The 24800-nt window shown below is 70.2% G+C and carries 22 protein-coding genes; 10 read left to right on the forward strand and 12 right to left on the reverse strand.

Annotated elements, in window-relative coordinates; genetic code table 11:
* The first annotated feature begins 115 nt into the window (after positions 1–115).
* Positions 116–1573 (forward strand): hypothetical protein, encoded by a 1458-nt coding sequence (locus WI697_RS02435; RefSeq protein ID WP_345957242.1) that lies wholly within the window; start codon positions 116–118, stop codon positions 1571–1573.
* Between the two features lie 113 nt (positions 1574–1686).
* Here the strand turns inward: WI697_RS02435 and fumC are convergent, their stop codons facing one another.
* From fumC to hemC, 5 genes are all read right to left on the reverse strand, one after another.
* Positions 1687–3093, reverse strand: a complete 1407-nt coding sequence (gene fumC / locus WI697_RS02440) for a class II fumarate hydratase (protein WP_014743600.1) — start codon at positions 3091–3093, stop codon at positions 1687–1689.
* Between the two features lie 173 nt (positions 3094–3266).
* Positions 3267–4664 carry a heme biosynthesis protein HemY gene (locus WI697_RS02445; protein ID WP_345957243.1) on the reverse strand — a complete coding sequence of 466 codons (1398 nt, stop codon included), beginning with the start codon at positions 4662–4664 and terminating at the stop codon, positions 3267–3269.
* Positions 4661–6151, reverse strand: a complete 1491-nt coding sequence (locus WI697_RS02450) for a COG4223 family protein (protein WP_345957244.1) — start codon at positions 6149–6151, stop codon at positions 4661–4663. Before WI697_RS02450 ends, WI697_RS02445 begins: the two co-directional genes overlap by 4 nt.
* A gap of 119 nt (positions 6152–6270) precedes the next feature.
* Positions 6271–7047, reverse strand: a complete 777-nt coding sequence (locus WI697_RS02455; RefSeq protein ID WP_345957246.1) for a uroporphyrinogen-III synthase — start codon at positions 7045–7047, stop codon at positions 6271–6273.
* Between the two features lie 60 nt (positions 7048–7107).
* A complete protein-coding gene (hemC, locus tag WI697_RS02460; protein WP_345957247.1) occupies positions 7108–8097 on the reverse strand; it encodes a hydroxymethylbilane synthase in 990 nt (329 codons plus the stop codon).
* A 105-nt stretch (positions 8098–8202) separates the two neighbouring features.
* On the opposite strand from hemC, the gene tsaD reads away from it, so the two are divergent.
* Positions 8203–9360, forward strand: coding sequence for a tRNA (adenosine(37)-N6)-threonylcarbamoyltransferase complex transferase subunit TsaD (tsaD, locus tag WI697_RS02465; RefSeq protein ID WP_296714983.1), 1158 nt, complete (start codon positions 8203–8205; stop codon positions 9358–9360).
* A gap of 11 nt (positions 9361–9371) precedes the next feature.
* Here tsaD and WI697_RS02470 read toward each other — a convergent pair whose 3' ends face one another.
* The 5 genes from WI697_RS02470 to WI697_RS02490 all read right to left on the reverse strand — a co-directional run bounded on the left by WI697_RS02470 (position 9372) and on the right by WI697_RS02490 (position 14846).
* Positions 9372–10418 (reverse strand): sulfotransferase, encoded by a 1047-nt coding sequence (locus WI697_RS02470; RefSeq protein WP_345957248.1) that lies wholly within the window; start codon positions 10416–10418, stop codon positions 9372–9374.
* Positions 10415–11587, reverse strand: coding sequence for an oxygenase MpaB family protein (locus WI697_RS02475; RefSeq protein ID WP_345957249.1), 1173 nt, complete (start codon positions 11585–11587; stop codon positions 10415–10417). The genes WI697_RS02470 and WI697_RS02475 overlap by 4 nt, the downstream gene beginning before the upstream one ends.
* A gap of 24 nt (positions 11588–11611) precedes the next feature.
* Positions 11612–12775: an oxygenase MpaB family protein gene (locus WI697_RS02480; protein ID WP_345957250.1), complete on the reverse strand. Its 1164-nt coding sequence runs from the start codon at positions 12773–12775 to the stop codon at positions 11612–11614.
* Positions 12776–12892: 117 nt separating this feature from the next.
* The gene (locus WI697_RS02485; RefSeq protein ID WP_345957251.1) at positions 12893–13732 is read right to left on the reverse strand and encodes a TSUP family transporter; all 840 of its coding nucleotides are present in this window, start codon (positions 13730–13732) and stop codon (positions 12893–12895) included.
* Between the two features lie 130 nt (positions 13733–13862).
* The gene (locus WI697_RS02490) at positions 13863–14846 is read right to left on the reverse strand and encodes an NAD-dependent epimerase/dehydratase family protein (RefSeq protein ID WP_345957252.1); all 984 of its coding nucleotides are present in this window, start codon (positions 14844–14846) and stop codon (positions 13863–13865) included.
* A gap of 258 nt (positions 14847–15104) precedes the next feature.
* On the opposite strand from WI697_RS02490, the gene WI697_RS02495 reads away from it, so the two are divergent.
* The 4 genes from WI697_RS02495 (at position 15105) to acs (ending at position 18262) form a co-directional block, all read left to right on the forward strand.
* Positions 15105–15389 (forward strand): YciI family protein, encoded by a 285-nt coding sequence (locus tag WI697_RS02495; protein ID WP_014743611.1) that lies wholly within the window; start codon positions 15105–15107, stop codon positions 15387–15389.
* A 21-nt stretch (positions 15390–15410) separates the two neighbouring features.
* Positions 15411–15830, forward strand: coding sequence for an EVE domain-containing protein (locus WI697_RS02500; RefSeq protein ID WP_062762752.1), 420 nt, complete (start codon positions 15411–15413; stop codon positions 15828–15830).
* A gap of 1 nt (position 15831) precedes the next feature.
* Complete coding sequence (locus WI697_RS02505) at positions 15832–16191, forward strand: Rieske (2Fe-2S) protein (RefSeq protein ID WP_014743613.1); 360 nt, start codon at positions 15832–15834, stop codon at positions 16189–16191.
* A 112-nt stretch (positions 16192–16303) separates the two neighbouring features.
* A complete protein-coding gene (gene acs, locus WI697_RS02510) occupies positions 16304–18262 on the forward strand; it encodes an acetate--CoA ligase (protein ID WP_345957253.1) in 1959 nt (652 codons plus the stop codon).
* Between the two features lie 81 nt (positions 18263–18343).
* On the opposite strand, the gene WI697_RS02515 is transcribed toward acs, so the two are convergent.
* Positions 18344–18730, reverse strand: coding sequence for a hypothetical protein (locus WI697_RS02515; protein WP_296714968.1), 387 nt, complete (start codon positions 18728–18730; stop codon positions 18344–18346).
* 157 nt (positions 18731–18887) lie between these two features.
* Positions 18888–19067, reverse strand: a complete 180-nt coding sequence (locus WI697_RS02520) for a DUF1674 domain-containing protein (RefSeq protein ID WP_345957254.1) — start codon at positions 19065–19067, stop codon at positions 18888–18890.
* Positions 19068–19223: 156 nt separating this feature from the next.
* On the opposite strand from WI697_RS02520, the gene htpX reads away from it, so the two are divergent.
* The 4 genes from htpX to WI697_RS02540 all read left to right on the forward strand — a co-directional run bounded on the left by htpX (position 19224) and on the right by WI697_RS02540 (position 24660).
* Positions 19224–20135: a zinc metalloprotease HtpX gene (gene htpX, locus WI697_RS02525; protein WP_062762764.1), complete on the forward strand. Its 912-nt coding sequence runs from the start codon at positions 19224–19226 to the stop codon at positions 20133–20135.
* A 7-nt stretch (positions 20136–20142) separates the two neighbouring features.
* A complete protein-coding gene (locus tag WI697_RS02530) occupies positions 20143–21732 on the forward strand; it encodes an RsmB/NOP family class I SAM-dependent RNA methyltransferase (protein ID WP_345957255.1) in 1590 nt (529 codons plus the stop codon).
* 51 nt (positions 21733–21783) lie between these two features.
* A complete protein-coding gene (gene rpe, locus WI697_RS02535; RefSeq protein WP_296714962.1) occupies positions 21784–22509 on the forward strand; it encodes a ribulose-phosphate 3-epimerase in 726 nt (241 codons plus the stop codon).
* A gap of 78 nt (positions 22510–22587) precedes the next feature.
* The gene (locus tag WI697_RS02540) at positions 22588–24660 is read left to right on the forward strand and encodes a heparinase II/III family protein (protein ID WP_345957256.1); all 2073 of its coding nucleotides are present in this window, start codon (positions 22588–22590) and stop codon (positions 24658–24660) included.
* The last annotated feature ends 140 nt before the right edge of the window (positions 24661–24800 follow it).

The following is a 24800-nucleotide window of genomic DNA, read 5'->3' on the forward strand; positions in this document are numbered from 1 at the left end:
CAGTGGGGCCAGGAATCACGGGCCATGATATTGCCACGGGGGCGGGCTTGACCTGCCATGATCCCCGTGGCCGACTGTCGGTCGACCGCATCTGCCAGACGGATATGACCTGCCCATGACCTTGTGCCCATCTGCCCGCCGGCTTGCGGTTCTGGCCATGCTGTTGCCTGCGGGGGGCTGTGCACCGCTGCTGCAACCGCTGGTGCCGCCCCGTTACGGGTTGATGGCTGAATGGCAGTCTCCGGTGCGGATCGACTGGCCGGCGCTGCAGCGCCAGCCGTCGCGCTTCGTGGTTCAGCCCTACGGCATCTACGACCGGGCGATTGCCGATTACGGCGACCTTTATGGCGCTGTGCCACGGGGGCAGGTGCGTCTGCAACGCCTGACACCCGAAAGCCGGTCAGCGTTGCTGGCACCGCCGCCTGTTGCCCCGGAGGAGAAGGCGGCCGCAGATGCAGGCCCCAGGGCCAGCGGGGCCGTGGCCGAGGCGGCGCTGTCTGGGCAGCCGGCAGCCCCTACCGTGAAAACGTCGGAAGGTCAGCCTGCCACCGTTCCGGTGCGGGCGGCCGATCCGCGCCTGGCCGGACTGGACCTCTCGGCACCTGCTGGAGATGAGGCGGACGGCGAGGTCGATCCCGCGGGCGCCAAAGCGTTTTCGGTGGTGAGCGGGCTTCTGAACGGGGTCGGAGGTGGTGGCAACCGTACCGCTGAACCGACCGTCATGTCTGCGGCGCCCGCCCCGGAAAATGCAGCAGGATCCGATGGGCCACCGGACCCCGTGGCGGCACTCGAAGAGGCGCTGCCGCTTTATTTCCAGCGCTTCGCCTATACGGTGGGCAGCGGCGGCAGTCTGGATGTGGCGTTGAATGACGGGCCGCGCGCGCGGCTGGACTGGGTGCGGGCGGAAACGGCGAATGCGCATTGCGTTCTGTTTGCGACCAGCCTGCCCGACCAGTCATTGATCGATGCCGCGGCCGAAGCCGATGCCCGGGCCGCAGCGGACCAGGTCGCCGGGGTCGATGCGGTGAAAACGACGCCGGCACCGGCACGGGGCCGGCGCGCGCCGGAGGCCGATGCGCCGCCGGTCGTCGATACCGCGATCGGCGAGATCGACGGCGACACCGGCATCGGTGCGGCGTTCGCCGGGATCGGGCGCTGGTTCGACAGCCAGGCTGACGACGCGCCAACCGCCGAGCCGCCCGCCCCGAAGGCCGTGCCGGCAGAACCGGTCGATCAGGCGCCGGCCGAAGCCGAAGCGCCTGCCGAAGAGCAGGGGGATCCCGTGGGTGCCTTCTTCTCGCGGCTGTTCGGAGGGGATGAGACCGCGGAGCCCGAGGCGGTGCCTGCCCCCGAACCGGAGGCCCAGCCCGAGCAACCCGCGGCAAAGCCCGCAGCCGGGCCTCAGCCGCAGGCGGCACCGCGGTCCGAACCGGTCTCCGCACCTGCAAAGCCGGCGCCGCTGCCCGCCAGCCTCAGCTCCATCCGCCTCGACGGCCATATCTGCGTGGCCTTGGACGAGCCGCTCGATCAGGCGCGGATCGTGGATCTGCTGAACCGCATCCGGGTGAAATGATGGGCCGCTCCTGAAGGCCCGGGCCGGATACACGACGGGCGGCATCGGAGATCCGATGCCGCCCGTGGCGTTTCCTCCCGCCTGCCGACGGGGTCGTTCCACTGCGTGATGGCTCAGGCGCTGGGGCCGATCATCAGCTTCGGATCGACATAGCGATCGAACTCGTCCTCGGTGAGCAGGCCGAGCTTGACCACCGCTTCCTTGAGGCTGGTGCCTTCCTTATGGGCGGTCTTGGCCGCCTTGGCGGCGTTGTCATAGCCGATATAGGGGTTCAGCGCCGTCACCAGCATCAGCGAGTTGCGCATCAGCTCGTCGATGCGGCGGGTGTTCGCCTCGATGCCGACCACGCAGTTGTCGGCGAAGCTGACCGCGGCGTCGCCCAGCAGACGGATCGACTGCAGGACGTTGTAGATGATGACCGGCTTGAAGACGTTCAGCTCGAAATGGCCGTTCGAGCCGGCGACCGTCACCGTCACGTGGTTGCCCATCACCTGGGCGGCGACCATGGTCAGCGCCTCGCACTGGGTGGGGTTCACCTTGCCCGGCATGATCGACGAGCCGGGCTCGTTCTCGGGCAGCAGCAGCTCACCCAGGCCCGAGCGCGGGCCCGAGCCCAGGAAGCGGATGTCGTTGGCGATCTTCATCACGCTGGCGGCAAGCACGTTCAGCGCGCCCGACAGCTCGACCAGCGCGTCGTTCGCGGCCAGCGCCTCGAACTTGTTCGGCGCGGTGATGAAGGGCAGGCCGGTGATCTTCGCCACCTCGTCGGCGAAGGCCTCGGCGAAGCCGATCTTGGCATTCAGGCCGGTGCCGACCGCGGTGCCGCCCTGGGCCAGCTCGTAAACGCGGGCCAGCGACGCCTCGACCCGGGCGATGCCGTATTCGATCTGGCGGGCATAGCCGCCGAATTCCTGGCCGAGGGTCAGCGGCGTCGCATCCTGGGTGTGGGTGCGGCCGATCTTGATGATCTCGGCAAAGGCCTCGGCCTTGTCGGCCAGCGCCTTGTGCAGGTGGCGCAGGCTCGGGATCAGATGGCCGGTCGCTTCCACCGCGGCCGCGATATGCATCACGGTCGGGAAGGTGTCGTTCGACGACTGGCCGCAGTTCACGTGATCGTTCGGATGAACCGGGCTCTTCGAGCCGATCTCGCCACCGAGCATCTCGATCGCGCGGTTCGAGATCACCTCGTTGGCGTTCATGTTGGTCTGGGTGCCCGAGCCGGTCTGCCAGACCACCAGCGGGAAGTGATCGTCGAGCTTGCCGTCGGCAACCTCGCGGGCGGCGGCGACGATGGCCTCACCGACCTTCGCGTCCAGCGCGCCCAGCGCCATGTTCACCCGGGCCGCGGCCAGCTTCTGCACGCCCAGTGCGCGCACCAGCGGCACCGGCATCTTCTCGCCGCCGATCTTGAAGTTCTGCAGCGACCGCTGGGTCTGGGCACCCCAGTAGCGGTCGGCTGGCACGTCGAGCGACCCCATCGTGTCCTTCTCGACGCGCGTCTTCGGCGTGGTCTCGGTCATCGCGTCCTAGGCTCCATCGGCAAGTGGTCCGCGGGAGGGCCGGAGATGGCACGGCCGCCCGCGTCCGGGCTTATCCATCCGCCCGGTATATGCGCCCCTCGCGGCGTCCGCGTCAAACATTCCGGGGGGTTGACCGACCTTGGTCGCGAGGTTGCAGCCCCCGGGGCCCGTGCTCAGGCCGCAGCGGGTGGTCGACCTGGGGCGGCGGGATCCATCGGCGCGGTCGCGGCGGCGCTGCCGACCACCGGTGCCGGACCGGTGGTTGCGGGCATGGCGGCGGGGACCGTGGCGGGGCGGCTCCAGCTGACGGTGTCGAAGCTGCCGCAGCTGCCGCAGACGGCGTGCCAGCGGGTGTGCACCGTGTTGCAACGGCTGCAGATCCAGCCCGGCGCCGGGCGGGCATCCGCGGCGCGGTGCCAAGCCTGGGCGGCGGACTGCCAGTCGCCATCGGCTTCGGCGGCCCGGGCGGCAATGCGCTCCGCACGGGTGTCGCGATCGGCGACCGCGATCTTGTTGGCCGAGTCGCGGGCGACCCCCAGGATGCCGGCTTCAAGCGCGGTTTCCGCGACCAGCAGCCGGCTTTCGGCCTGGGTTGGCGCGATCTGGGCCAGGTCGCGGGCGCGCTGCACCCGTTCGGTCGGCGTGGTGTTGCCGCCGAGCAGGGTGACATAAAGCCGCCCCAGCTCCGGATGGGCCGCAGCACCCCAGTTCTGTTCGATCAGCTTGCGGGCGACCGGCAGCTTGCCGGCCGCGATCGCGACCTCGACCTGGGTGATGGCGGCCTCGGGCCGGCCGGGGGCCAGCTTGACCGCGGTGCGCGCACGGGTGGTGGCGTCATCGTGATGGCCGGCCGCGCTGTCGGCGCGGGCACGTTCGATCTCCAGCGCCGATTGCCGGCGCCGGCTTTCCTCGCGGTCCAGATGCTTGTGGCGTTCAAGCGCGGTCAATGCGGCTTCGGCCTCGGCCCAGTCGCCTTCGGCAAGCTTCACTTCGAACACCGTTTCCAGCGCCCAGCGGGTGCCGGGGCGCTTCGCCAGCGCCTCGCGGGCGCGGGCGACCGCGGCGGCACCGTCGCCCTGGCGGCGGGCCATCACCGCCAGGCCGCGCAGGCCCAGTTCGGCAGTTTCTTCATGCTCCAGCATCCGGGTCCAGCGGCGCTCGGCCTCGGCCGGATCCTCGGCCAGCTGGGCCGACTGGGCGGCGAGCATATCGGCGAGCGGCTGGGCATCGAGCAGGCGTTCCGCCCGGGCCGACAGCTTGCGGGCGTCGCGGGCATCGCCGGCGGCGACTGCGGCGAGACCGCGGGTCATGGCCTCCAGCCCCCGGCGGCGGCGGCGTTCGGCGCGACGGCGCAGGAAGCTTTTCGGGCCGGTCACGAGGCCCGAGAGCAGGCGGACGACGATCGCGAGCGCCACCAGCCCCACCACCAGCACGGCGAGCGCCACGGCGAAGCTGGTCTCCACCCGCCAGCCCAGCCAGTCGACCGAGAAGCTGCCGGGATGGTCGGCGATCCAGGCGCCGCCCAGGCTGAGGGCAATGATGACCAGGACGAGCAGGATGACGCGGATCATTGGGCGGCCTCACCAGCATTCCGGGAACCGGCCTCGCCGGCGGCGGGGACGGCGGCAGTCTCGCGGGCGCCGGCCTCGAAACGGGCGGCGACCGCATCACCGAGGGCTGCGGCGGCCTGCTCCACCGCAAGCCGCGCCCTGGCGGCTTCGGTCCAGGCGGCGGCACGCTCTGCGGCGGCCGGCGGCAGTTCTTCCGCCCGGGCGACGGCACCGGCGAGGTCACCCGCCTTCAGCCGCCGCTCGATCGCGGCTACGGTCAGGTCGGCATCACCTTCGGGCGCACCGGCGGCCGGCGTGGTCTGTTCCTGGCCGGTGCGCCGCACCGTCACCAGGCCGCGCAGTTCGGCCAGCACCCCGCCCACCACGTCGCCTTCGGCGGGTTTGGTCTCCGCAGCCTGCAGGATGGTCGGCACCAGGGCCTGGAAGCGCGCGATCAGTTCGTCGCGCGTCGGCACGCCGTCGGCGGCATGCGGTGCCAGCTGCCCGACCGCGTTGGTGATTTCGCCATCGCCGCGGCCCAGGGCGCGGATCGCGCCCAGCGGGCCTTCGAAGCTGCGGCCGGCATCCAGCGCGTCCGAGAGCTGGGCATCGGCCAGCGCCAGCGCGGTCAGGCGCATGGCATCGGCGGTGGGGGTATCCGCCAGCCGGCTTTCGGCGATCGCGGCGCGATCCGAAAGGTTGCGGGCCGCACCTTCGACATTGGCCAGCCGGTTCTCCAGCGGCCCGATCCGCGCCACGGTCTCGTTGGTGCGTGACAGCTCCGCTTCCAGCTTCGACACGGTTTCGGTCAGGGCTTCGAGCCGGGCGACCGCATCTTCCAGGGCGCCGATGCGCTCTCCCAGCCGGTCGTCTTCCAGGCTGCCGAGGCCGCTTTCGACGGCACCCAGCCGCCGCTCGATTTCGGCGGTGTCGGGCGGGCCCTGGTCGAGCCGCTGCTCCAGCGCCGCGATACGGTCCGAGAGGGCGGGTTCGACGGTGGCCGGGGCGGCACCCAGCATGGTCCGGACCCTGTCGGGGGCCGCGGTGACCACCACGCCGCCCACCACCACCAGCACCAGCGCCAGGATCGAGACGCCGAGCGCGGCGCGGCCGATCCGGTCGCGTGGCTGGGCGCGATGGTCGGTGGGGGTAACGATGCGGGCAGCCGGCGGGGCGTCGTCGGCGGCCGGTGCAGCCTTGGGTTTTGCAGGCTCCGCCTTCGGGATGTCTGCCTTCGGTGCGTCTGCCTTCGGGGGGGTGGCCTTCGAAGGCGCAGCCTTTGCAGGCTCGGGCTTCGGCGCCCCGGCCTTGCCGGCGGCATCCGCGCCTCCGGCAGGTGAGGACGTGGCGTCGTCGGCGCCGGTCCGGGCAGCAGGCGTCGGCTCCGCAGGCGTCGACGCCGCACCCTTCGGTGCGGCGGTGCCTTCGGTTTCGGCCGTGGCAGCGTCGGGCCGACCGGCCTCGGGGCCGGTCTTCTTCCCGGAGGGCGGCGTCCGGCTTTCGGTCATCGGGCGGTCTCCGTCTGGTCGGCTTGCACCCTTTGTCGCCCATCGGGCACCCATAGGCAAGCCGCGAGGGGCCGACGGTGTTCCCGCCCGACGCGTTGTTCCCCCGTTTCGCGAGACGGTCAGCCCTGCGGCGTGGCGGATTGAGGGGGCGTGGCCTGCGGGTTGGGCGCCTGAGAATTGGGGCCGGCCTGATCGAGCAGCGCCAGCATCGCATCCCCTGCGGGTTCGGCGGCGACCAGCAGCCGCCGCCAGGGCAGGCCGGCGGCCATCTCTGCCACGGCCGGGCTCAGGCACAGCGCATCGATGCGACAGAAGGACGCGCCGATGCCCAGGCGTTCGATCTCGTCCAGGAACAGCCGGGCCGTGCGGGGCGAGAACAGCATCACCACCGGCAGCTGGCCCTGTGCCAGCCCCTCTGCAACCGGCGGCGGCAGCTCGCCGATCGCCGCGGCATCATAGCCGACCCGGCGCTCGACGGTGAAGCCCAGCGCGCCCAGCTGCTCTCCCAGCCGCCCGGTGACCACGCTGCCGGCGATATGGGCAAGCGGGCCGTCTTCGGGCCTGTAGGAATTGGCGCAGAGTTCGGCCAGCCGGTCGGCGTCGCCGCCGGCGACATCGATGCGGGTGAAGCCGGCACGCTTCGCCGCCTCGGCGGTGGCGCGGCCGACGGTGGCCAGTTTCAGGTCGCGACGGTCGGTCGCCCGTGACAGCGCCCGGGCGCCGTTGGCGCTGGTCAGCAGCACCCGCTGCGCCCGGTCCAGCACCCGTTCAAGATCGGGGATCGGTCGGTAGCGGACGGTCATCAGGGGTGCGATCACCGCCTGGTGTCCCAGGCGATGCAACTGTTCCGCGAGCGTCTGTGCGTCGTCTATCGGACGGGTCACCAGGATGCGCATGGCGGGGCGGGCTCCGATCTCGGGCGGAAGGGCAGGCGACGATGTGGGCGGCGGGGCGTGTCAGGTGGCGCCGGGGACCCATTGACCGGTCACCCCGGCGGCCCAGCGGGCGATGTCTTCTCCCGCCCGCTCTCGCAGGGCCGTGCCGACCCGGCGGCCCAGGGCCTCGGCGGTGGCACGGTCTGCCGCACCGACATCGGCCATGCCGGCCTCTTCCAGCAGCGTGCCGCCATCCGGGCTGGCAACCCGGCCGGTCAGGGCCAGGCGGCCGCCGTCGTCGCGGCGGGCGAGGGCTGCGATCGGCGTGCGGCAGGATCCGTCGAGCACCGCGAGCAGCGCCCGCTCGGCGATCACCGCCAGGGCGGTTTCGCCGTCGTCGAGCGCGCCCACCCAGGCATTGGTGCGGTCGTCGGCGCTGCGCGTCTCGATGCCGATGGCGCCCTGGGCCACCGCCGGCAGCATCACCGCCGGATCGATCGGGCTGCGGTCGACCTCGGTCAGTTTCAGCCGGTTGAGCCCGGCCATTGCAAGCAGGGTGGCGTCGATCCGCCCCTCGCGCAGCCGCGACAGCCGGGTCTGAACATTGCCGCGCAGCGGCACGACCGTCAGGTCGGGGCGGGCGGCGAGCAGCTGGGCCTGACGGCGCAGGCTGGCGGTGCCGATCACGGCCCCGGCCGGCAGGTCGTCGAGGCGGCGGGCCTTGAGCGACAGGAAGGCGTCGCGCGGATCCTCGCGCGGCAGCAGGGCGGTGATCGCCAGCCCTTCGGGCAGCTCGGTCGGCATGTCCTTCATGGAATGGACCGCCAGATCGATGGCGCCGGTGATCAGCGCCTCTTCGATCTCTTTGGTGAACAGGCCCTTGCCGCCCAGTTCGACCAGGGTCCGGTCCTGGACCTGATCGCCGGTGGTGCGGATGATGACGATCTCGACCGCGCCGGCTGCGGCGAGGGCCGGATCGAGTGCAGCCAGCCGTCCGCGAACCTCGTTCGCCTGTGCGAGGGCGAGCGGGCTGCCACGGGTGCCGATGCGGAGGAGCGGATGCGTGACCATGATGGCCCTGTGTTAGTGCCTGACGTGCGGTTTGGGAAGTGGTAATCGGCGGCCCGAGCCGCTACCTCTTGCCGCGGTCCCACCCGCGAACCGGAACCCTGCCCGATGACCGCGTCCGCCGCCAGCCTTTCCGATCCCGCCGCTGCCCGACGTCCCCGCATCTGTCTCGGTATCGAGACCAGCTGCGACGAGACGGCGGCGGCCGTGGTCGTGTCCGATCCGGCCGCGCAGCCGGGGCAGGGGCGGCCGCTCGGCACCATCCGCGCCCATCTGGTGCTCTCGCAGATCGACGAGCATCAGGGCTTCGGCGGGGTGGTGCCAGAGATCGCGGCACGCGCCCATATCGACCATCTGGACCGGCTGGTCGCGGCGACGCTGGACGAGGCGAAGCTGGGGCTGGGCGATCTGGATGCCATCGCCGTCACCTCGGGCCCGGGGCTGATCGGCGGGGTGATGGTCGGTCTGATGACCGCCAAGGGGCTGGCGCTGGGCGCGGGCGTGCCGCTGCTCGGCATCAATCATCTGGAGGCGCATGCCTTGACCGCCCGCCTCACCCATGGCGTCGCCTTTCCCTTCCTGCTGCTGCTGGTCTCGGGCGGCCATTGCCTGATCGCCGAGGTCACCGGCCTCGGGCAGTATCGCCGCCTGGGCGCCACCATCGACGATGCGGTGGGCGAGGCCTTCGACAAGACCGCCCGCCTGCTGGGCCTCGGCTATCCCGGCGGGCCGGCGGTCGAAGCGGCCGCCCGCGACGGCGATCCCGCCCGTTTTGCCTTTCCGCGGCCGATGATCGGCCGGCCGGATTGCGACTTCTCGTTCTCGGGCCTCAAGACCGCGGTCCGTCAGGAGGCGGAGCGGATCCGGGTGCTGAGCCGGCAGGACGTCGCCGATCTGGCGGCAAGCTTTCAGGCCGCGGTGTCCGACAGCGTCGCCGACCGGGTCGGCCGCGCGGCCAAGGCATTCGTGGCCAGCCATGGCCGCGGCCATGCGCTGGTGGTGGCCGGCGGTGTCGCCGCGAACACCGCGCTGCGCACCCGGCTGGGCGATGTCGCCACCCGGCGCGGCCTGCATCTGGTGGCACCGCCGGTCAGGCTGTGCACCGACAACGGGGCGATGATCGCCTGGGCCGGTCTGGAGCATCTGGCGGCGGGGGGCGACCTGTCCGCCGATGACGGCCTGGCCCTGATCCCCCGCGCCCGCTGGCCGCTCGACCCCCATGCCGAGCAGATCGTGGCCGGTGGCCGGGGACGGCATCGGGGCTAGGACGCCAGCGCTCAGACGGGATAGCCCAACGCCTCCAGCCCCGGCCGGCAGGCGTCGGTGAGGGCGGTATAGACGTCCGGCGGCAGGTCGGCGGCGCGGGAGCGGGCGGGGCGCGGGATGGCCGAGACCTCGTCGAGCCAGGCCGGATCGTCGAGGCCGGGATCGATGAAGTGGATCATGGCCTGAAGCTGTTCGCGGGGCGCGCGCTGAACGTCTTCGAAGGCGACGGTCAGCAGGCGGTCGGGCGGCAGCGGGTCCAGAACCTCGCGGGCGAGGCCGATCATCAGGCTCCAGAAGGCGCCGAGTTCGGGCAGGGTGACGCCCTCCGCCAGCCGGCGGGCATTGATGAACGGGAAGATCATCCGCTGGGAGAGGACATCGAGCTGCCGGCCCCGATCGCGGGTGAATTCGCGGGTCGCATCCACGCCCAGGCGGCGGGCCGCCTTCATCGCACCGACCAGTACCTTGAAATTGTGATGCTTCTCCATCGACATTGCGGTGTCGCGGCCGTCGCGATGGACATGGATCACGCGGGCGTCGGGGAAGAGGCGGAGCAGCTTGGCCGCCAGCATCAGCGACCCGCCGGAACGCTCGATCCAGACCCTGCGGCCAAGGCGGCCGGCGAGGTCTTCGAAGAGGGCCCGGTACTGATCGGCAATCGGCATCGCCGGCCGCGCCCGCACCACGGGTTCCAGCGCATCGTAGAGCGCTTCGGGGGCGTCGGTCAGATGCGGCAGGGTGACCATCATCATCGGCGGCAGATCCGCCAGGCCGTAGCGCATGCCCGGCTGATCATAGGGGTAGAGCATTTCGTCGACGACGATGCCGTCGCGGAGCATGGCGCGGAGCGCCGGGCTCTGGCGGGAGAGGATCCGCCAGAAGCCGTCGCCGCCGATGCTGTCATGGGCGAAGGCCTCGGGGCCGAGCGGCACGAAGAATTCCGACAGGCTGAGCACAGCCGGATGGCGGGAGAGCAGGTCCGAGATCATGGTGGACCCGCATCGCCCGGTGCTCAGCACCAGCACCGGCGGGATGTCGGTGGTCCGGGTCACGGTCACGACGGGCGGTCCTTTTCGGCATGGAGATGGGCGGGCATGCGGTAGTCGTTGCCGGCCCCGTCCGAAAAGGAGAGGTCGATCATCTGCGCGAACTGGAAGGCGCGGCGGCGGCGATCCCAGGCCGGGACGTGGCGGCGCAGCACCCGGTCGGCCCGGTTGCGCAGGCGCAGGGCCGCCAGGGCACCGAAATTGCGTGCGGGCGGGTAGTTCAGCGCATCGGCCATCTGATCGCCGATCATGCCCCGCGACACCGAATAGATCAGGCGGACCAGCTTGCGGCGCTCGCCCGCATCGGTGATGCCGGCGACCACCGGTGCCGAATTGATCAGACCGTTGGCGAGCAGGATCGCCTCCAGATCCGGCGGTGGCTCCGCCGCCATGCCCAGGCGGAAGAGATGCATGGCGGCGGCTTCGTCTGCCGCCTGCAGCTCGGGCGCCACCCCCATCAGATGGCCGGAATAGCGCCAGATCATCATGAAGGAGCGGCGCTCGTCCTCGGTGGGCTCGACGCCGAGTTTGCGGGCGCGATCGAGCAATCCGCCCGAGAAGGCGGCGGTGGCGAAAGCGATATGGGCGGAGCTGAGCGGCACGCCCCAGGCCGGGCCGTCCCATTCCTCCGCCGTCGCCAGCAAGACGCGCAGCCGGGCATGCATCAGCCGGATGCGGACCGACATCTTCCAGCCATCGCCATGACGGTCGAGCCCGCCGGGCAGAAAAATCTCCGAGATGTGGCGGTTGTTCTGTTTCAGCCGCCGCACGCCCTGATCCACCAGCCGGCCGGTGATGGAGAACGACTTGCTGATCAGGGTGGAGAAGCCCTCGACCAGCACGGCGCCCACGAAGGCCGCGATGAACATCTCGGAATTACCATGGAAAGCCCGGCAGCCCGGGCCGGTGAAGCCGGGATCGAACCAGTCGGGCACCCGCTCGGTTTCGGCCAGGAAATCCCGCCAGGCGGCAGGGGCATCGGCCACGGCCGTCGGGCCGCCATCCATGCCCCGGTGCATCCAGTCGCGCTGAACCGGAGCCGGTACGTCACGGAAGGCCGCCATCACCGCATCTGCCAGAGGATCGCCGATCATGGTATGACGGAGATATGTTTCGGTCAGTGCAGGATCGATGCGGCGGGCACGGGCCATGCCGTCCTGGTAGGCACTCGGGATCTGCATGCGTGGCTCCGGGCAGGCGTCAGGTCAGGCGGGGAGTTCGTCCTCCGCCGCCGCTTGGGGAAGGCCGGTGTCCAGCCCCTCGAAGGAGAGATCGAGCAGCTGGGTGAACTGACCGGCACGGCGGCGGCGGTCATAGAAACCGATATGCCGGCGCAGCAGCAGATCGGCCCGGTTGCGCAGCCGGATCGCGGTCAGGGTATCCATGCCGCGGGTCTCGGGGAAGTGCAGGGCGGTTGCGAGATCGCCACCGATTAACCCGCGCGAGATGCCGTAGAGTTGTCGTACCAGCTTGCGGCGCAGGTCGGGATCATCGACCCCGGCGGCCATCGGGGCGGAATTGATCAGCCCGTTGGCGAGCACGATGCCTTCGATCTCGGGCGGCGGTTCCATCATCCGGCCGATCCGGAACAGCTGCTGGGCCTCGATTTCATGGCGCGGCAGCAGCTCGGCCGGCACGCCGGTCAGATGGCCGGCCATGCGCCAGATCATCATGAAGGCGCGGCGCTCTTCGGGGAACAGCTCCACACCCAGCACCCGGGCGCGTTCCAGCAGGCGGCCCGACAGAGCGGCATTCATGAAGGCGATATGGGCGGCGCTGAGCGGCGTGCCCCAGTCTTCATGGTTCCAGTCGGCGGAGCGCGCGGTCAGCAGGCGCAGGCGGGCATGCATCAGCCGGATGCGCAGCGCCATCTTCCAGCCTTCGCCGAATTCGCCGAGCCCGCCCGGCAGGAAGATCTCGGACAGCAGCTGGTTGTTCTGGCGGAAGCGCCGGCCGGCCTGATCCCCCAGCCGGCCGCTGGTGATGAAGGCCTTGGCGATCAGGGTCGAATAGGCTTCGACCAGCGAGCCCGCGACGAAGGCCGCGAGAAACATGCGTGAATTGCCGTGAAAGGCCCTGCAGCCGGGCAGGGTCCGGCTTTGGGTGAACCAGTAGGGCACGTCCGTGGCATGCGCGAAGAGGTCGCGCAACGCCTGCGGCGCGTCACCCAGCCCGGCCAGACCTTCGTCCAGTCCGATCCGGATCCACGGGCGTTGTCGCGCGGTGGCGGCAGCCGCAACCGCCGCATCGGCAAGCGGGTCGCCCAGGCTCAGATGACGGGCATAACGCTCCGCCAGCCCGGCATCGAGAAGCCGGGCACGGGCGAAGCCGTCCCGAAAGGCGGCGGGTATGTCCACGACCTGGGTCATGTAGCGGCAGAGGCTCCCGTGACCTGCGGGCTGGATCGGGCTGCGGAATCTTAGGCGCAGCCGACCCGTCGGGTCCAGGGGCGCAAAGCCCTGCCGCTCATGAACGTATCCGGTGGGTCACTCCGTGGCAGGGATTTCTGCGCTGACGGCCGCCGGCGGCGGTGCCGCATCGGCGCGGTATTCGGTCCAGGCCAGGCGCGCCGAAAGCGCCAGACAGGTGCAGACCAGCAGCGGTTTCACGATCCGGGTGCCGCGGGCGATCACCAGGGCGGCCCCGATGCGGGCGCCGATGATCGCACCCGTGGCCATCACCGCCCCCAGCATCCAGTCGATATGGCCGCCGAGTGCGAAGACGGCGAGGGCCGAGAGATTGCTGGTCAGGTTGAGCAGCTTGGTCTCGGCCACCGCCCGGCGCATGCCGCGGCCATCGAGGGCGACCAGCGCCAGCATGAAGAAGGAGCCGGTCCCGGGCCCGAAGAAGCCGTCATAGAAGCCGATCAGCGGCGCCACGATCCAGCCGGTGACCCAGCCCGGCACGCGGGCCTCGGCATCGATATCGCCCACCCGTGGCGAGAGCAGGAAATAGGCGGCCATCACACCCAGCAGCACCGGCAGGATGCGGCCCAGTGCCGAGGGGTCGATCGACTGGACGGCAAGCGACCCCAGGGCCGCGCCGGCCAGCACGGTCAGGATCCGCGGCACCACCTCGCGCACACGCACCTGGCCCGAGCGGACATAGGTGATCGCCGCCATGGCCGTGCCCATCGAGGACTGCACCTTGTTGGTGGCGATCGCGGTGGCAGGCGCCACGCCGGCTGCGAGCATGGCGGGCAGGGTGATCAGCCCGCCGCCGCCGGCGATGGCGTCGATGGCGGCGGCTACGACCGCGGCTGCGAACAGGGCCAGCAGCAGCTCCGGACCGACGGGATGGGTGAGAAAGGCCGACAGGATGTCCATGACGCGCAGATGCCGGGATGGGGGCGGGGGTGCCTTGGGGTGTACGCCCCGCCCGCCTGCCGGTCACCCGAATTTCCCTCGCGCCCGACGCAGGGCCGCCCTGCATCTGCCGTCAGTTCAGCATCTGCCATCAACCCTGGGCCGGGCGCACATCCTGTGCATGGGCGGCCATGGTGGCCGCAATCGCGCGCTCGGGCGCCGTCGGCCGGAAATCGGGCACCAGCACCTGAAGACGATTGCCGGTGAGCACGACCGGATCGTCGAACAGATAGCGCAGCTCCAGCAGCTCGCGGGCGACCGGATCGGTCAGGGCCGCCAGGCGCAGCAGCCACCAGGGCAGGCGCTTCGGGCCGAGCCGGGGGTGGCCTGCGGCAGCCGCCGCCATCTCCATGAAGCGGCGCTGCGTGTCGAACAGCTGCGCCGCCAGATGAACATGCTCCACGGGGGCCAGGCGTTCCGGCGCCTCGAGAAGGTCGGCGGTGAGCCGGGCGAGGTCGGGCACGAAGCACCACTGGTGCGGCAGGTCCAGCGGCCCCGGCCAGCGCGGCGCCTGTCCCTTCGCCAGCCTGGCGAAGATCATGTCGGTCAGCCCGTTGCGCACCGTGGGGCCGTAGAAATCGCCGGCGCGCAGGATCAAGACCGGTGCCGCGCCCTCGCGGCCCAGCGTCTCGATGGCGGTCTCGAGATCGGCGCGCAGCCGGCCCTTGACCGTATCGGGGCGGCGCTCCGCCTCTTCATGCAGCGGCCGGGCATCCTGGCGGCCGAAGGCATAGACATTGCCGGGGAAGACCAGGCGGGCACCGCTTGCGCGGGCACCTTCGATCGCGGCCGCGGTGATGCGGCGCATCGCCGGGTCCCATTGCGGATAGGGCAGGTTCACGGCATGGACGATCGCATCCATGCCCTGCGCGGCATGGGCGACGAGCGCCGGGTCGCGGGCGTCGCCGACCACGATATCGGCGTCTTCCGGCAGGCCCAGCCGGCCGAGCCGGGCCGGATCGCGGACCAGAAGCCGCAGATACCAGCCGCGCCGGCCCAGCTCCTGCGCCATCGCGCCGCCGAACCCGCCCGCCGCCCCAAGGATCAGGGCCTGCCTGTTGCCGCTGTCGACCATGCGCGTCTCCCGCTCCGGACCGATATCGCCAAAGGTAGGGGGCGCGGGGCCGGCCTGCCAATGTCATGATGTGTGAAGGACAACCGACGGCAACCATGGCGCGTTCCGCGGGCCACCGCTCCGGGGAGGGAGAGGGTGGAAGGCCCCCCTCGGAACGCGGTCCTGGCGGTCGCGGCCGTCCCGGACTTGCCGCACAGGACGTCATCGGCGCAGAATGGCGACGCCCGAACCATCCTGCTGCCGAGGAGTAAGGCCCCCATGCTGTTCGCCATCATCTGTATCGACAAGCCCGGCCACGAGGCCGTACGCCTTGAGAACCGCCCCGACCATGTGGCCTTTCTCAAGGAAGAGGGCGAACAGGTGGTCTTGGCCGGACCTTTCCTCTCCGACGACGGTGCCACGATGATCGGCAGCCTGCTGATCTATGACGCCGAAACGCTGGAGGAGGCGAAGGAGTTCGCCGCCGGTGATCCTTATGCAAAGGCCGGGCTGTTCGAGAGCGTCACGATCCGTCCGTGGCGCAAGGTTTTCGACAATCGCTGACCGGCCGGGAGACGCGACGCGATGGCCCGCTGGCTGGTGAAATCGGAACCGTTCAAGTATTCCTGGGACCGGATGGTCGCGGATGGCCGTACCCATTGGGATGGCGTGCGCAATCATCAGGCCTCGGCCAATCTGAAGGCGATGAAGACCGGCGATCGCGCCTTCTTCTATCATTCGAACGAAGGCAAGGAGATCGTGGGCGTCGTAGAGATCGTCCGCGAATATTATCCGGATCCGTCGGACGAAAAGGGTCGTTTCGGCATGGTCGATGTGGCACCGGTAGCGGCGGTCAAGCGGCCGGTGACGCTGGCCGAGATCAAGGCCGATCCGGCGCTGGAAGGCATTGCGCTGGTGCGCCAGTCCCGGCTGTCGGTGATGCCGGTCTCGGACGAGCACTGGGACCATATCTGCCGTCTGGCCGGCATCGAGCCCGGTGTCTGAGATGCAGGATGACGGGGGGCGCCGGCTGCGGCTCTGCCCGGCGGCAGAGGTGCCGGAAGGTGGCGGCCGGGGCTTTGTGTTCGGGCGCATGCCCGAGGAATTCCGGGTCTTCGTGATCCGCTGGCAGGGGGAACTTCGGGCGTATGAGAATGCCTGCCCCCATGCCGGCGTCTCGCTGGACTGGACACCTGACCGGTTCTTCGACCGGACGGGCGACCTGCTGATCTGCGCGCTCCACGGCGCGCGGTTCCGTCCCGATGACGGGCTCTGTGTCGCCGGCCCCTGCCGGGGGCTGCGGCTGCCGGCGCTGGCGCTGGAGTGCGACGGGGACGGGGTGTTGCATGCAATCCGGCCGGACTGACGGCCGCGTTGCCACGTGTAAGTGTGACGTCCGGATTTCAACCGGGCGCTGAGTGACGCTGCCGCGCCTGACCGCGGCCGCGAGGGATCCGACCGAGGGGGAAACCCAGCCCATGTCAGACGACAAGACCGCAGAGCCGAAGACGCTCTATCCCGTTCCGGAGGCCTTCGCGCGTGAGGCCCTGATCGACAAGGCCCGCTACGACGAGATGTACGCGCGCTCGATTTCGGATCCGGAAGGCTTCTGGGCCGAGCAGGCCGAAGCACTGGACTGGATCAGGCGCTGGGACCGGGTCAAGAACACCGACTTTACCGGCGATGTGTCGATCCGCTGGTTCGAGGGCGGGCAGATCAACGTGGCCTGGAACTGCCTGGACCGCCACGAGGCGACCCGCGGCGCCAAGACGGCGATCATCTGGGAGCCGGATGATCCGAAGGCGCCGAACCGCCTGATCTCCTATGCCGAACTGGCCGCCGACGTCCGCCGCTTCGCCAATGTGCTGAAGGCACAGGGCGTGAAGAAGGGCGACCGGGTGACGATCTATCTGCCGATGATCCCGGAAGCCGCGGTGGCGATGCTCGCCTGTGCCCGGATCGGGGCAGTCCATTCGGTGGTCTTTGCCGGTTTCTCACCCGACAGCCTGGCCGGCCGCATCGAGGATTGCGGTTCCACCGTGCTGATCACGGCCGACGAGGGCCTGCGCGGCGGCCGGAAGGTGCCGCTGAAGGCCAATGCCGACAAGGCGCTGGACCATGCGGGCGGTGTCGGCACCGTGATCGTCGTCCGCCATACCGGCGGCAACGTCGCCATGAAGGACGGCCGCGACGTCTGGTGGCATGAAGCGGTGGCCGAGGTTTCCGATGATTGCCCGCCGGAGCCGATGGAGTCCGAGGACCCGCTGTTCATCCTCTACACCTCGGGATCGACCGGCAAGCCCAAGGGCGTGCTGCACACCACCGCCGGCTATCTGCTCTACGCCTCGCTGACCCACAAGACCGTCTTCGATCTGAAGGAGGATGATGTCTACTGGTGCACGGCCGATGTGGGCTGGGTGACCGGGCATTCCTACATCCTCTACGGGCCGCTCGCCAACGGCGCCACCACGCTGATGTTCGAGGGCGTGCCCACCTGGCCCGATGCCGGCCGCCACTGGGAGGTGGTCGACAAATACGGCGTCACGATCTACTACACCGCGCCCACTGCCATCCGCGCCCTGATGCGCGAGGGCGAGGCGCCGGTGAAGCGGTCGTCGCGCAAGTCGCTGCGCCTGCTGGGCTCGGTGGGTGAGCCGATCAATCCGGAAGCCTGGCGCTGGTACTATGACGTGGTCGGCGACGGCCGCTGCCCGATCACCGACACCTGGTGGCAGACCGAGACCGGTGGTCTGATGATCGCACCGCTGCCCGGCGCCACCGACCTCAAGCCGGGATCGGCGACCCTGCCGCTGTTCGGCGTGAAGCCGTTGATCGTCGATAATGAAGGCAAGCCGCTGGAAGGCGCCTGCGAGGGCAATCTCTGCATTGCCGACAGCTGGCCCGGCCAGATGCGCACGGTCTATGGCGATCACGAGCGCTTCGCCCAGACCTATTTCAGCACCTTCCCCGGCCTCTATTTCACCGGCGACGGCTGCCGGCGCGACGAGGACGGCTATTACTGGATCACCGGCCGCGTCGACGACGTGATCAACGTCTCGGGCCATCGGATGGGCACCGCCGAGATCGAGAGCGCGCTTGTCGCCCATGCCAAGGTCGCCGAGGCGGCCGTGGTCGGCTACCCGCACGAGCTGAAGGGCCAGGGCATCTATGCCTATGTCACCCTGATCGCCGGCGAGACCCCGTCGGAAGAGCTGCGCAAGGAGCTGGTGGCCTGGGTGCGCAACGAGATCGGCCCGATCGCGACGCCGGATCTGATCCAGTGGGCGCCGGGCCTGCCCAAGACCCGCTCGGGCAAGATCATGCGCCGCATCCTGCGCAAGATCGCCGCCAACGAGCATGACGGGCTGGGCGACACCTCGACCCTGGCGGACCCGACGGTGGTCGACGATCTGGTCGGCAACCGCATGAACAAGTGACGCTTGCCGGATGACGTGCAAGGGCCCGGCAGTCAGCTGCCGGGCCCTTTTCGCATGGCGGCACATCGCCGGCCGGCTGTGTCAGGCTGTCCGCGGGCCGGTCGCCTTGAACACCAGCGCGATGAAGGCGAGCCCGCCCAGCAGCACGATGACGCTGCCGGCCTTGGCGAGCGGCTCTCCGGTTGCGGCATCGCCCGAGAACAGGAGGGTGAGGCCGATGGTCATCACCACCAGGCCGAGATGGGCCAGAATGGCGTGAACCTTTGCAAGGCGGGTGGCCGCCAGATCCGGGCGGTCCTTCAGCACCAGCCCGTAGATGGCGGCCGAGGCGAAGCCCAGAAGGTTGAGATGGCCGTGGGCCGGCCCGTATTCGAAGTGCTGGCTGGCGGCCATTACGATGCCTGCGACCATGCCGAGGGCGACATAGATCGCGGCGGCACGCAGATGGAAGGCGGCGAGGGCGTTCATGGACGGCCCTTTCTGTGCAGAGTGGTGTGACCCTGTCGTCGATGCGAACCGGCCGGAGGTCGGTTCCGGCCCGGCGCGGATTTCCACACCATATCCTGCCGCCGATCAACGCCCTGCACAGGGCGGGTCGAAGGGGGGTGAACGGCCGTCAACCTCCTCAGAAGTCGACGCATTTCCCGTTGCGTTCCCAGTCGCCGTAACGGACCGGATCCAGCCCCTTGGGGCCGCCGATTTCGGCGGGCTTTTCCGGTGCGGGTGCCGGGGAGGCCGTGTCCGTCGCGGGGGCCGCGTCCGGGGCCCCGGCGCGGCCGGCGTCGTTCTGCGTCTTTTCGGTCATAGCCTTCGATCCTCCTGCACTGCATGACACCGATGCGGGCGGTTTCGCTTGAAGCCCCCGTGCCTGTCCATATATGTCAGGCGTTCCGGCGGCGCACCCCCGCCCGATGCGGAAGCCGTCTTCGGCCTCGTCCTCCATCCGGGCTCGACACATCCCATGAACCACATCCGAACGGCAGTGCTGCTTGCGGTCATGACCGGGCTGTTCATGGTCGTGGGCTATCTGATCGGCGGCGGCGGCGGCATGATGATCGCGCTGCTGATCGCCATCGCGATGAACGGTTTCGCTTATTGGAACGCGGACAAGCTGGTGCTGCGCATGTATGGTGCGCGCGAAGTGGATCCGCGCGCGGCACCCGAACTGCACGACATGGTGGCGCGCCTTGCCGCCAATGCCGGCCTGCCGATGCCGAAGCTCTATATCGTCGAAGAGGCGCAGCCCAATGCCTTTGCCACCGGCCGCTCGCCTGAAAAGGGCGCCGTGGCGGTGACCCGCGGCCTGCTGCAGGCGCTGTCGCCTGAAGAAGTTGCCGGTGTGGTGGCCCACGAGCTTGCCCATATCCGCAACCGCGATACCCTGATCATGACGGTGACCTCGGTCATCGCAGGCGCGATCGGCATGCTTGCCAACTTCGCCTTCTTCTTCGGCGGCGCCCGGGACGACAACGGCAATCCCAACCCGTTGGGCTTCGTGGGTGTGCTGCTGATCTCGATGCTGGCGCCCGTCGCCGCGGCTCTTGTGCAGATGGCGATCAGCCGCTCGCGCGAGTATCAGGCCGATCGCATCGGTGCCGAGATCTGCGGCCGGCCCGACTGGCTCGCCTCGGCGCTGACCCGTCTTGAGACTGCTTCCCGCCGCGTGGTCAACGGCCACGCCGAACACAACCCGGCCTCGGCCAATCTCTTCATTGTGAACCCATTGAAATCCAACGCCGTCGACAGCCTGTTCCGCACCCATCCGACCACCGCCGACCGGGTGGCGCGCCTGCGCGCCATGACCGTGGGCACCGCCCCGGCCGGCGCGCCGGCGGGCTTTGCCCGCGGCCCGCGCCGCGGCCCCTGGGGCTGAGCGCCGGATGCGCCCGCCCCGCCGCCCCGAGGACGACCGCCGCAACGACCGCGGCGCCAATCCCTCTCATGATGCCAGGCCCTCTCATGATGCCGGGCCCTCTCGTGATGCCCGTCCCGCCCGTGATCAGACCGCCGGTGACCGCCCCCGCGGCGCCCGCCCGCCCCAGGGCCGCGACCGGAGCTATCAGGGGGATCGCGACGGCCGGATCCAGGGCGGCAAGCCCCGGAACGACCGCTATCGTGCGGCCCGCGATCACGCCCATGAGCCGCGGCCCCGCGCCGGCTTCCGTGAGCCGACGCCCTCGCGGGCCATCGCGGCCGAGCTGCTGATGGATGTGCTGGATGACGGCCGGCCGCTGGACGATGCGGTCGCCACCCATCCGGGCTTCCACCGGCTGGAGCCGCGCGACCGTGCCCACGCCCGGATGCTGGTCGCGACCGTGCTGCGCCGGAAGGGCGAATTCGACCGGCTGCTCGGCCGGGTGATGCAGCGGCCGGCACCCGAAAAGGCCATGCATGTCCTGCGCCTGGGGCTGGCCGACCTCAGGGTTCTGTCGACCCCGGATCATGCCGCGGTGGACAATGCCGTGCGCCTCGCCCAGGCGGGCGGGCTCGGCGGCCTGTCGGGGCTGGTCAATGCGGTGCTGCGCCGGCTGGCGGCCGAGGGCGACCAGATCTTCGCGGCCGCAAAGATCGATCCCAAGCGCGAAAACCTGCCCCGCTGGCTGCGTGCCTCGTGGGAGGCGGCCTATGGGGTGGAGGCGACCGACGCCATCGCCGAGGTGCTGCTGCGCGAGCCGCCGATCGATCTGTCGGTCAGAAACCCGCGTGAGGCGGCGGCCTGGGCCGAAAAGCTCGGCGGCCGTGCCGTCGGCGGCCGTACCGTCCGCCTCGATCGGGCCGAGGGTGGTGTCGACCGGCTGGAGGGCTATGACGAGGGGGCGTGGTGGGTTCAGGACCTGGCCGCCACCCTGCCGGCCATGCTGCTCGGCGATGTGAAGGGCAAGCTGGTCTACGACCTCTGCGCGGCGCCGGGCGGCAAGACCGCACAGCTGGCGGCCGCCGGGGCCCATGTCACCGCCGTCGATCGCAGTGCCCGGCGGATGATGCGCCTGGGCGAGAACATGGCCCGGCTGGGCTTCACCGACGTCACGCCCGTGACCGCCGATCTTCTTGAATGGCGGCCCGAGGGCGCAGCCGATGCCGTGCTGCTGGATGCCCCCTGCTCGGGCACCGGCACGCTGCGCCGGCGCCCCGACCTCGCCTGGTCGAAGCGCCCGGACCAGGTGGCGGAACTGGCGGAGCTGCAGGAGAAGCTGCTCGAGGCGGCCCTGAAACTGGTGAAACCGGGCGGCCTGGTCGTCTATGCCACCTGTTCGCTGGAACCGTCGGAGGGCGAGGATCTTGTCCGCCGGGTGCTCGACCGCGGTCTTGACGCCGACCGTGTGCCGATCGGTGCCGATGAACTTCCTGCCCGGCTCGGCGTTGCGATCAATGCCGCCGGCGAACTGCGCACCACGCCCGCCCTGCTTGCCGATGCCGGCGGCATGGACGGGTTCTTCGCCGTCCGTCTGCGACGCCGCGACGCCGCCTGAGACCACCCGTAACCAGCCGTCATGACGGCCCCGTCGGAGGCTTCCCACCCGATGACCGCACCCGCCGCCAGCAGCCGCCCCGCCACCCCCAGCCCGGCACCGATCCGGATTGCGCCGTCGATCCTGTCGGCCGATTTCGCCCGGCTGGGCGATGAGGTCGCCGCCATCGATCAGGCGGGGGCCGACTACATCCATGTCGATGTCATGGACGGCCACTACGTGCCGAACCTGACCATCGGCCCGATGGTGGTGAAGGCGCTGAGGCCGTGGTCGAAGAAGGTCTTCGACGTCCATCTGATGATCGCGCCGGTCGATCCCTACATCCCGGCCTTCGTCGAGGCCGGGGCCGACATCGTGACCGTCCATGCCGAGGCGGGGCCGCATCTGCATCGCACCGTGCAGCTGGTCAAGTCTCTGGGGGTGAAGGTGGGGGTGTCGCTCAACCCCTCCACCCCGCCCGAGGTGCTGGACTATGTGCTGCCGGATCTGGATCTGGTGCTGGTGATGAGCGTGAACCCCGGCTTCGGCGGTCAGAGCTTCATCTCGTCCCAGCTCGACAAGATCCGCATCCTGCGGTCGAAGATCGATGCCACCGGCCGGGCGATCGATCTTGAGGTCGACGGTGGCGTGACGCCCGAAACGGCGGCCCTGGTGGCCGCCGCCGGGGCGGATGTGCTGGTTGCAGGGTCGGCCGCCTTCAAGGGCGGTGCCGAGGCTTACGCCCCGAACATCCGGGCATTGCGCGCCGGCGCAGATCGGGGGCGCATCGGCGGCTGATGCCGCCCTCTCCTTCCGAACCCGTCTCCGTCTACACGTCTTCCTTTTCTCCCCCCGCAATCGAGAGACCAGAGGCCCATGGCCGCGATCACGCGCATGCCGCCGCCCGGAAGCCCGCTGCCCGGCGCCGGCGATCGTCTGAGAGCGCTGGCTCATCGGTGGTTCGTGGCCCCGCTGCCGGATGCGCGCGGCGGGCTGAAACGGGTGCTGGAACCCCTGCGCCCGGGCGACCCGAACCGCGGCGTGGAGATGGTCCAGGGGCATTTCCGTCTGGCGGGGCAGGTGGTGGAAGCCAGCCACAAGCTGGGCCCGGACCCGTTTCGCCCCGACGAGGACGGGATGGCCCGGGGCGATGACGAGCCGGACATCGAACTGACCCCGGTGCCGGCGCAGCCGCCGGCCCCCGAGCCGATCCTGGACGATACCGCGCGCCCTGAAGATGCCGCCCTGCTGGAAGGCGGTGACGCGTCGGCGGACGGCGAGACGCCGGCAATGGTCTTCAACACCCCGACCCCCGCGCTGTCGCGGCCGGACTGGCTGCCCGACGAGGCCTCGGATGCCTGGCTGGTCGCCTGGCAGGGCTTTCAGTGGCTGGGCCATCTGAGAGCCGTGGCGGGGCCCCATGGCTCCCGCGCCCGGGCGCTGGCCCGCGCGCTCGTCTTTGAATGGATCGCGGCCGATCGGGCTGAATTCCAGCCCTATGTCTGGTCGCCGGGCATTGCCGGCCGCCGGCTGGCGGCGCTGTCGATGCATGCGAATTTCCTCATCGATGCCGATGACGACCGGCTGCAGGCGGCCCGCACCGATGATCGTCGCCTGATGGCGGCGCTGCGCCAGCATGCCGACCGTCTGGAGCGGATGGTCAAATGGCGTCGTCTGGACGGGATCGAGCGTATCCAGGCGCTCCGTGGTCTGTGGATGGGGCGGGCGGCGCTGGGTGCCGGCCGGCGCAGGCTCGCCCGGATCGCGAAGCTGTTGATGCAGGCGCTGGAGCGCCAGATCCTTGCCGACGGCGTGCATCAGTCCCGCTCACCGGTCTGTCAGCTCGATCTCGTCTCGGATCTGGTCGAGTTGAAGACGATCGCCGCCGCCCATGACGCCGATCTGCCGGCCGGGTTCGACGATCTGATCAGCCGGCTGGCTGCAGCACTCCGGCTGATGCGCCATCGCGACGGCGTGCTGGCCCTGTTCAACGGCACGCCTGAAATTCCCGCGGCCCGGGTCGATCAGGTGCTGGGGCATGTGCCGGCCCGCGGCATGGAACGACTGGACGGCGCCGTCGGCGGCTTCGAGCGTCTGGCCGCCCGCCGGACCACCGTGCTGGTCGATCTGGGGCTGCCGGCACCCGTCACCGCCGGACAGGCCGGCTTTTCCGGTTTCTCGTCGTTCGAGATGTCGACCGGGCGCGAGCGGCTGGTGGTCAATTGCGGCGCCTATGTCGCAAGGCCCGGGCCGTGGATGCAGGCCGTCACCCAGGCGGCTGCACATTCCGGTGTGACGGTCGAAGATCAGGGGCCGCAGCGTGTCGAAGCCGGATCGGGGGAGCGCCGTCGCAAGGCCGGCCCGCCGGTCACCATCGATCGCCGCGACGACGAGGGGGCGCAGTGGCTGGAATTCACCCATCACGGTTTCCGTGATCACGGCCTGATCCATGCCCGCCGCTTCTATCTTGGGCCGGATGGCGACGATCTGCGTGGCGAAGACCGCTTCATCGCCCTGCCGGGGCGTGGCGAGGTGCCGGTCCGCTTCGCGCTGCGCTTCCATCTTCATCCCGCCGTCAAGGCCTCCCCCATTCAGGGCGGCGCCGCCGTGCTGGTGCGGCCGGTCCACGGCCCCGGCTGGTATGTCCGGGCCGATGGCGCCAGCATCGCGATCGAAGAGAGTGTCCATATGGGCCATGAGGGGCGGGTGCGCCCGGCCCAGCAGGTGGTGGTGACCGGTGTCGCCGAAGGGGCGGAGACCCGGGTGCGCTGGGCGTTCCAGCAGGTCCAGCCCAGGGGTGAGGGGGATGTGCGGCCGCAGGGCGGCTTCGATGCCCGACCTGCGCGCATCGATGATCCGCGCCGCACCGCGCCCGCTGTGGCGGAGGCGCCGTCGGTGCCGCAGGGCGCCGAACGCGACGGCATCGCGGACCCGCCTGCGACTGCGTGAAAGCCGCACCGCGCCTTGCGTTTTTGCCAAAGTTGGGTCTTGCCTTCCGGACGCCGATGACCGATATAGGACCTGAACAGTCCTGATTGGCACGAGGCCCCCGTGGCCCTCGTGTCCGACCGGCCCATCCGACCCGGGAC

The sequence above is a fragment of the Tistrella mobilis genome, assembly GCF_039634785.1.
In the GTDB taxonomy this organism is placed as follows: domain Bacteria; phylum Pseudomonadota; class Alphaproteobacteria; order Tistrellales; family Tistrellaceae; genus Tistrella; species Tistrella mobilis.

Bases quoted from the DNA above. Each gene is read 5' to 3' on its own strand.
- WI697_RS02435 (WP_345957242.1), top strand. From the start codon at position 116: ATGACCTTGTGCCCATCTGCCCGCCGGCTTGCGGTTCTGGCCATGCTG.
- fumC (WP_014743600.1), bottom strand. From the start codon at position 3,093: ATGACCGAGACCACGCCGAAGACGCGCGTCGAGAAGGACACGATGGGG.
- WI697_RS02445 (WP_345957243.1), bottom strand. From the start codon at position 4,664: ATGATCCGCGTCATCCTGCTCGTCCTGGTCATCATTGCCCTCAGCCTG.
- WI697_RS02450 (WP_345957244.1), bottom strand. From the start codon at position 6,151: ATGACCGAAAGCCGGACGCCGCCCTCCGGGAAGAAGACCGGCCCCGAG.
- WI697_RS02455 (WP_345957246.1), bottom strand. From the start codon at position 7,047: ATGCGCATCCTGGTGACCCGTCCGATAGACGACGCACAGACGCTCGCG.
- hemC (WP_345957247.1), bottom strand. From the start codon at position 8,097: ATGGTCACGCATCCGCTCCTCCGCATCGGCACCCGTGGCAGCCCGCTC.
- tsaD (WP_296714983.1), top strand. From the start codon at position 8,203: ATGACCGCGTCCGCCGCCAGCCTTTCCGATCCCGCCGCTGCCCGACGT.
- WI697_RS02475 (WP_345957249.1), bottom strand. From the start codon at position 11,587: ATGCAGATCCCGAGTGCCTACCAGGACGGCATGGCCCGTGCCCGCCGC.
- WI697_RS02480 (WP_345957250.1), bottom strand. From the start codon at position 12,775: ATGACCCAGGTCGTGGACATACCCGCCGCCTTTCGGGACGGCTTCGCC.
- WI697_RS02485 (WP_345957251.1), bottom strand. From the start codon at position 13,732: ATGGACATCCTGTCGGCCTTTCTCACCCATCCCGTCGGTCCGGAGCTG.
- WI697_RS02490 (WP_345957252.1), bottom strand. From the start codon at position 14,846: ATGGTCGACAGCGGCAACAGGCAGGCCCTGATCCTTGGGGCGGCGGGC.
- WI697_RS02495 (WP_014743611.1), top strand. From the start codon at position 15,105: ATGCTGTTCGCCATCATCTGTATCGACAAGCCCGGCCACGAGGCCGTA.
- WI697_RS02500 (WP_062762752.1), top strand. From the start codon at position 15,411: ATGGCCCGCTGGCTGGTGAAATCGGAACCGTTCAAGTATTCCTGGGAC.
- WI697_RS02505 (WP_014743613.1), top strand. From the start codon at position 15,832: ATGCAGGATGACGGGGGGCGCCGGCTGCGGCTCTGCCCGGCGGCAGAG.
- acs (WP_345957253.1), top strand. From the start codon at position 16,304: ATGTCAGACGACAAGACCGCAGAGCCGAAGACGCTCTATCCCGTTCCG.
- WI697_RS02515 (WP_296714968.1), bottom strand. From the start codon at position 18,730: ATGAACGCCCTCGCCGCCTTCCATCTGCGTGCCGCCGCGATCTATGTC.
- WI697_RS02520 (WP_345957254.1), bottom strand. From the start codon at position 19,067: ATGACCGAAAAGACGCAGAACGACGCCGGCCGCGCCGGGGCCCCGGAC.
- htpX (WP_062762764.1), top strand. From the start codon at position 19,224: ATGAACCACATCCGAACGGCAGTGCTGCTTGCGGTCATGACCGGGCTG.
- WI697_RS02530 (WP_345957255.1), top strand. From the start codon at position 20,143: ATGCGCCCGCCCCGCCGCCCCGAGGACGACCGCCGCAACGACCGCGGC.
- rpe (WP_296714962.1), top strand. From the start codon at position 21,784: ATGACCGCACCCGCCGCCAGCAGCCGCCCCGCCACCCCCAGCCCGGCA.
- WI697_RS02540 (WP_345957256.1), top strand. From the start codon at position 22,588: ATGGCCGCGATCACGCGCATGCCGCCGCCCGGAAGCCCGCTGCCCGGC.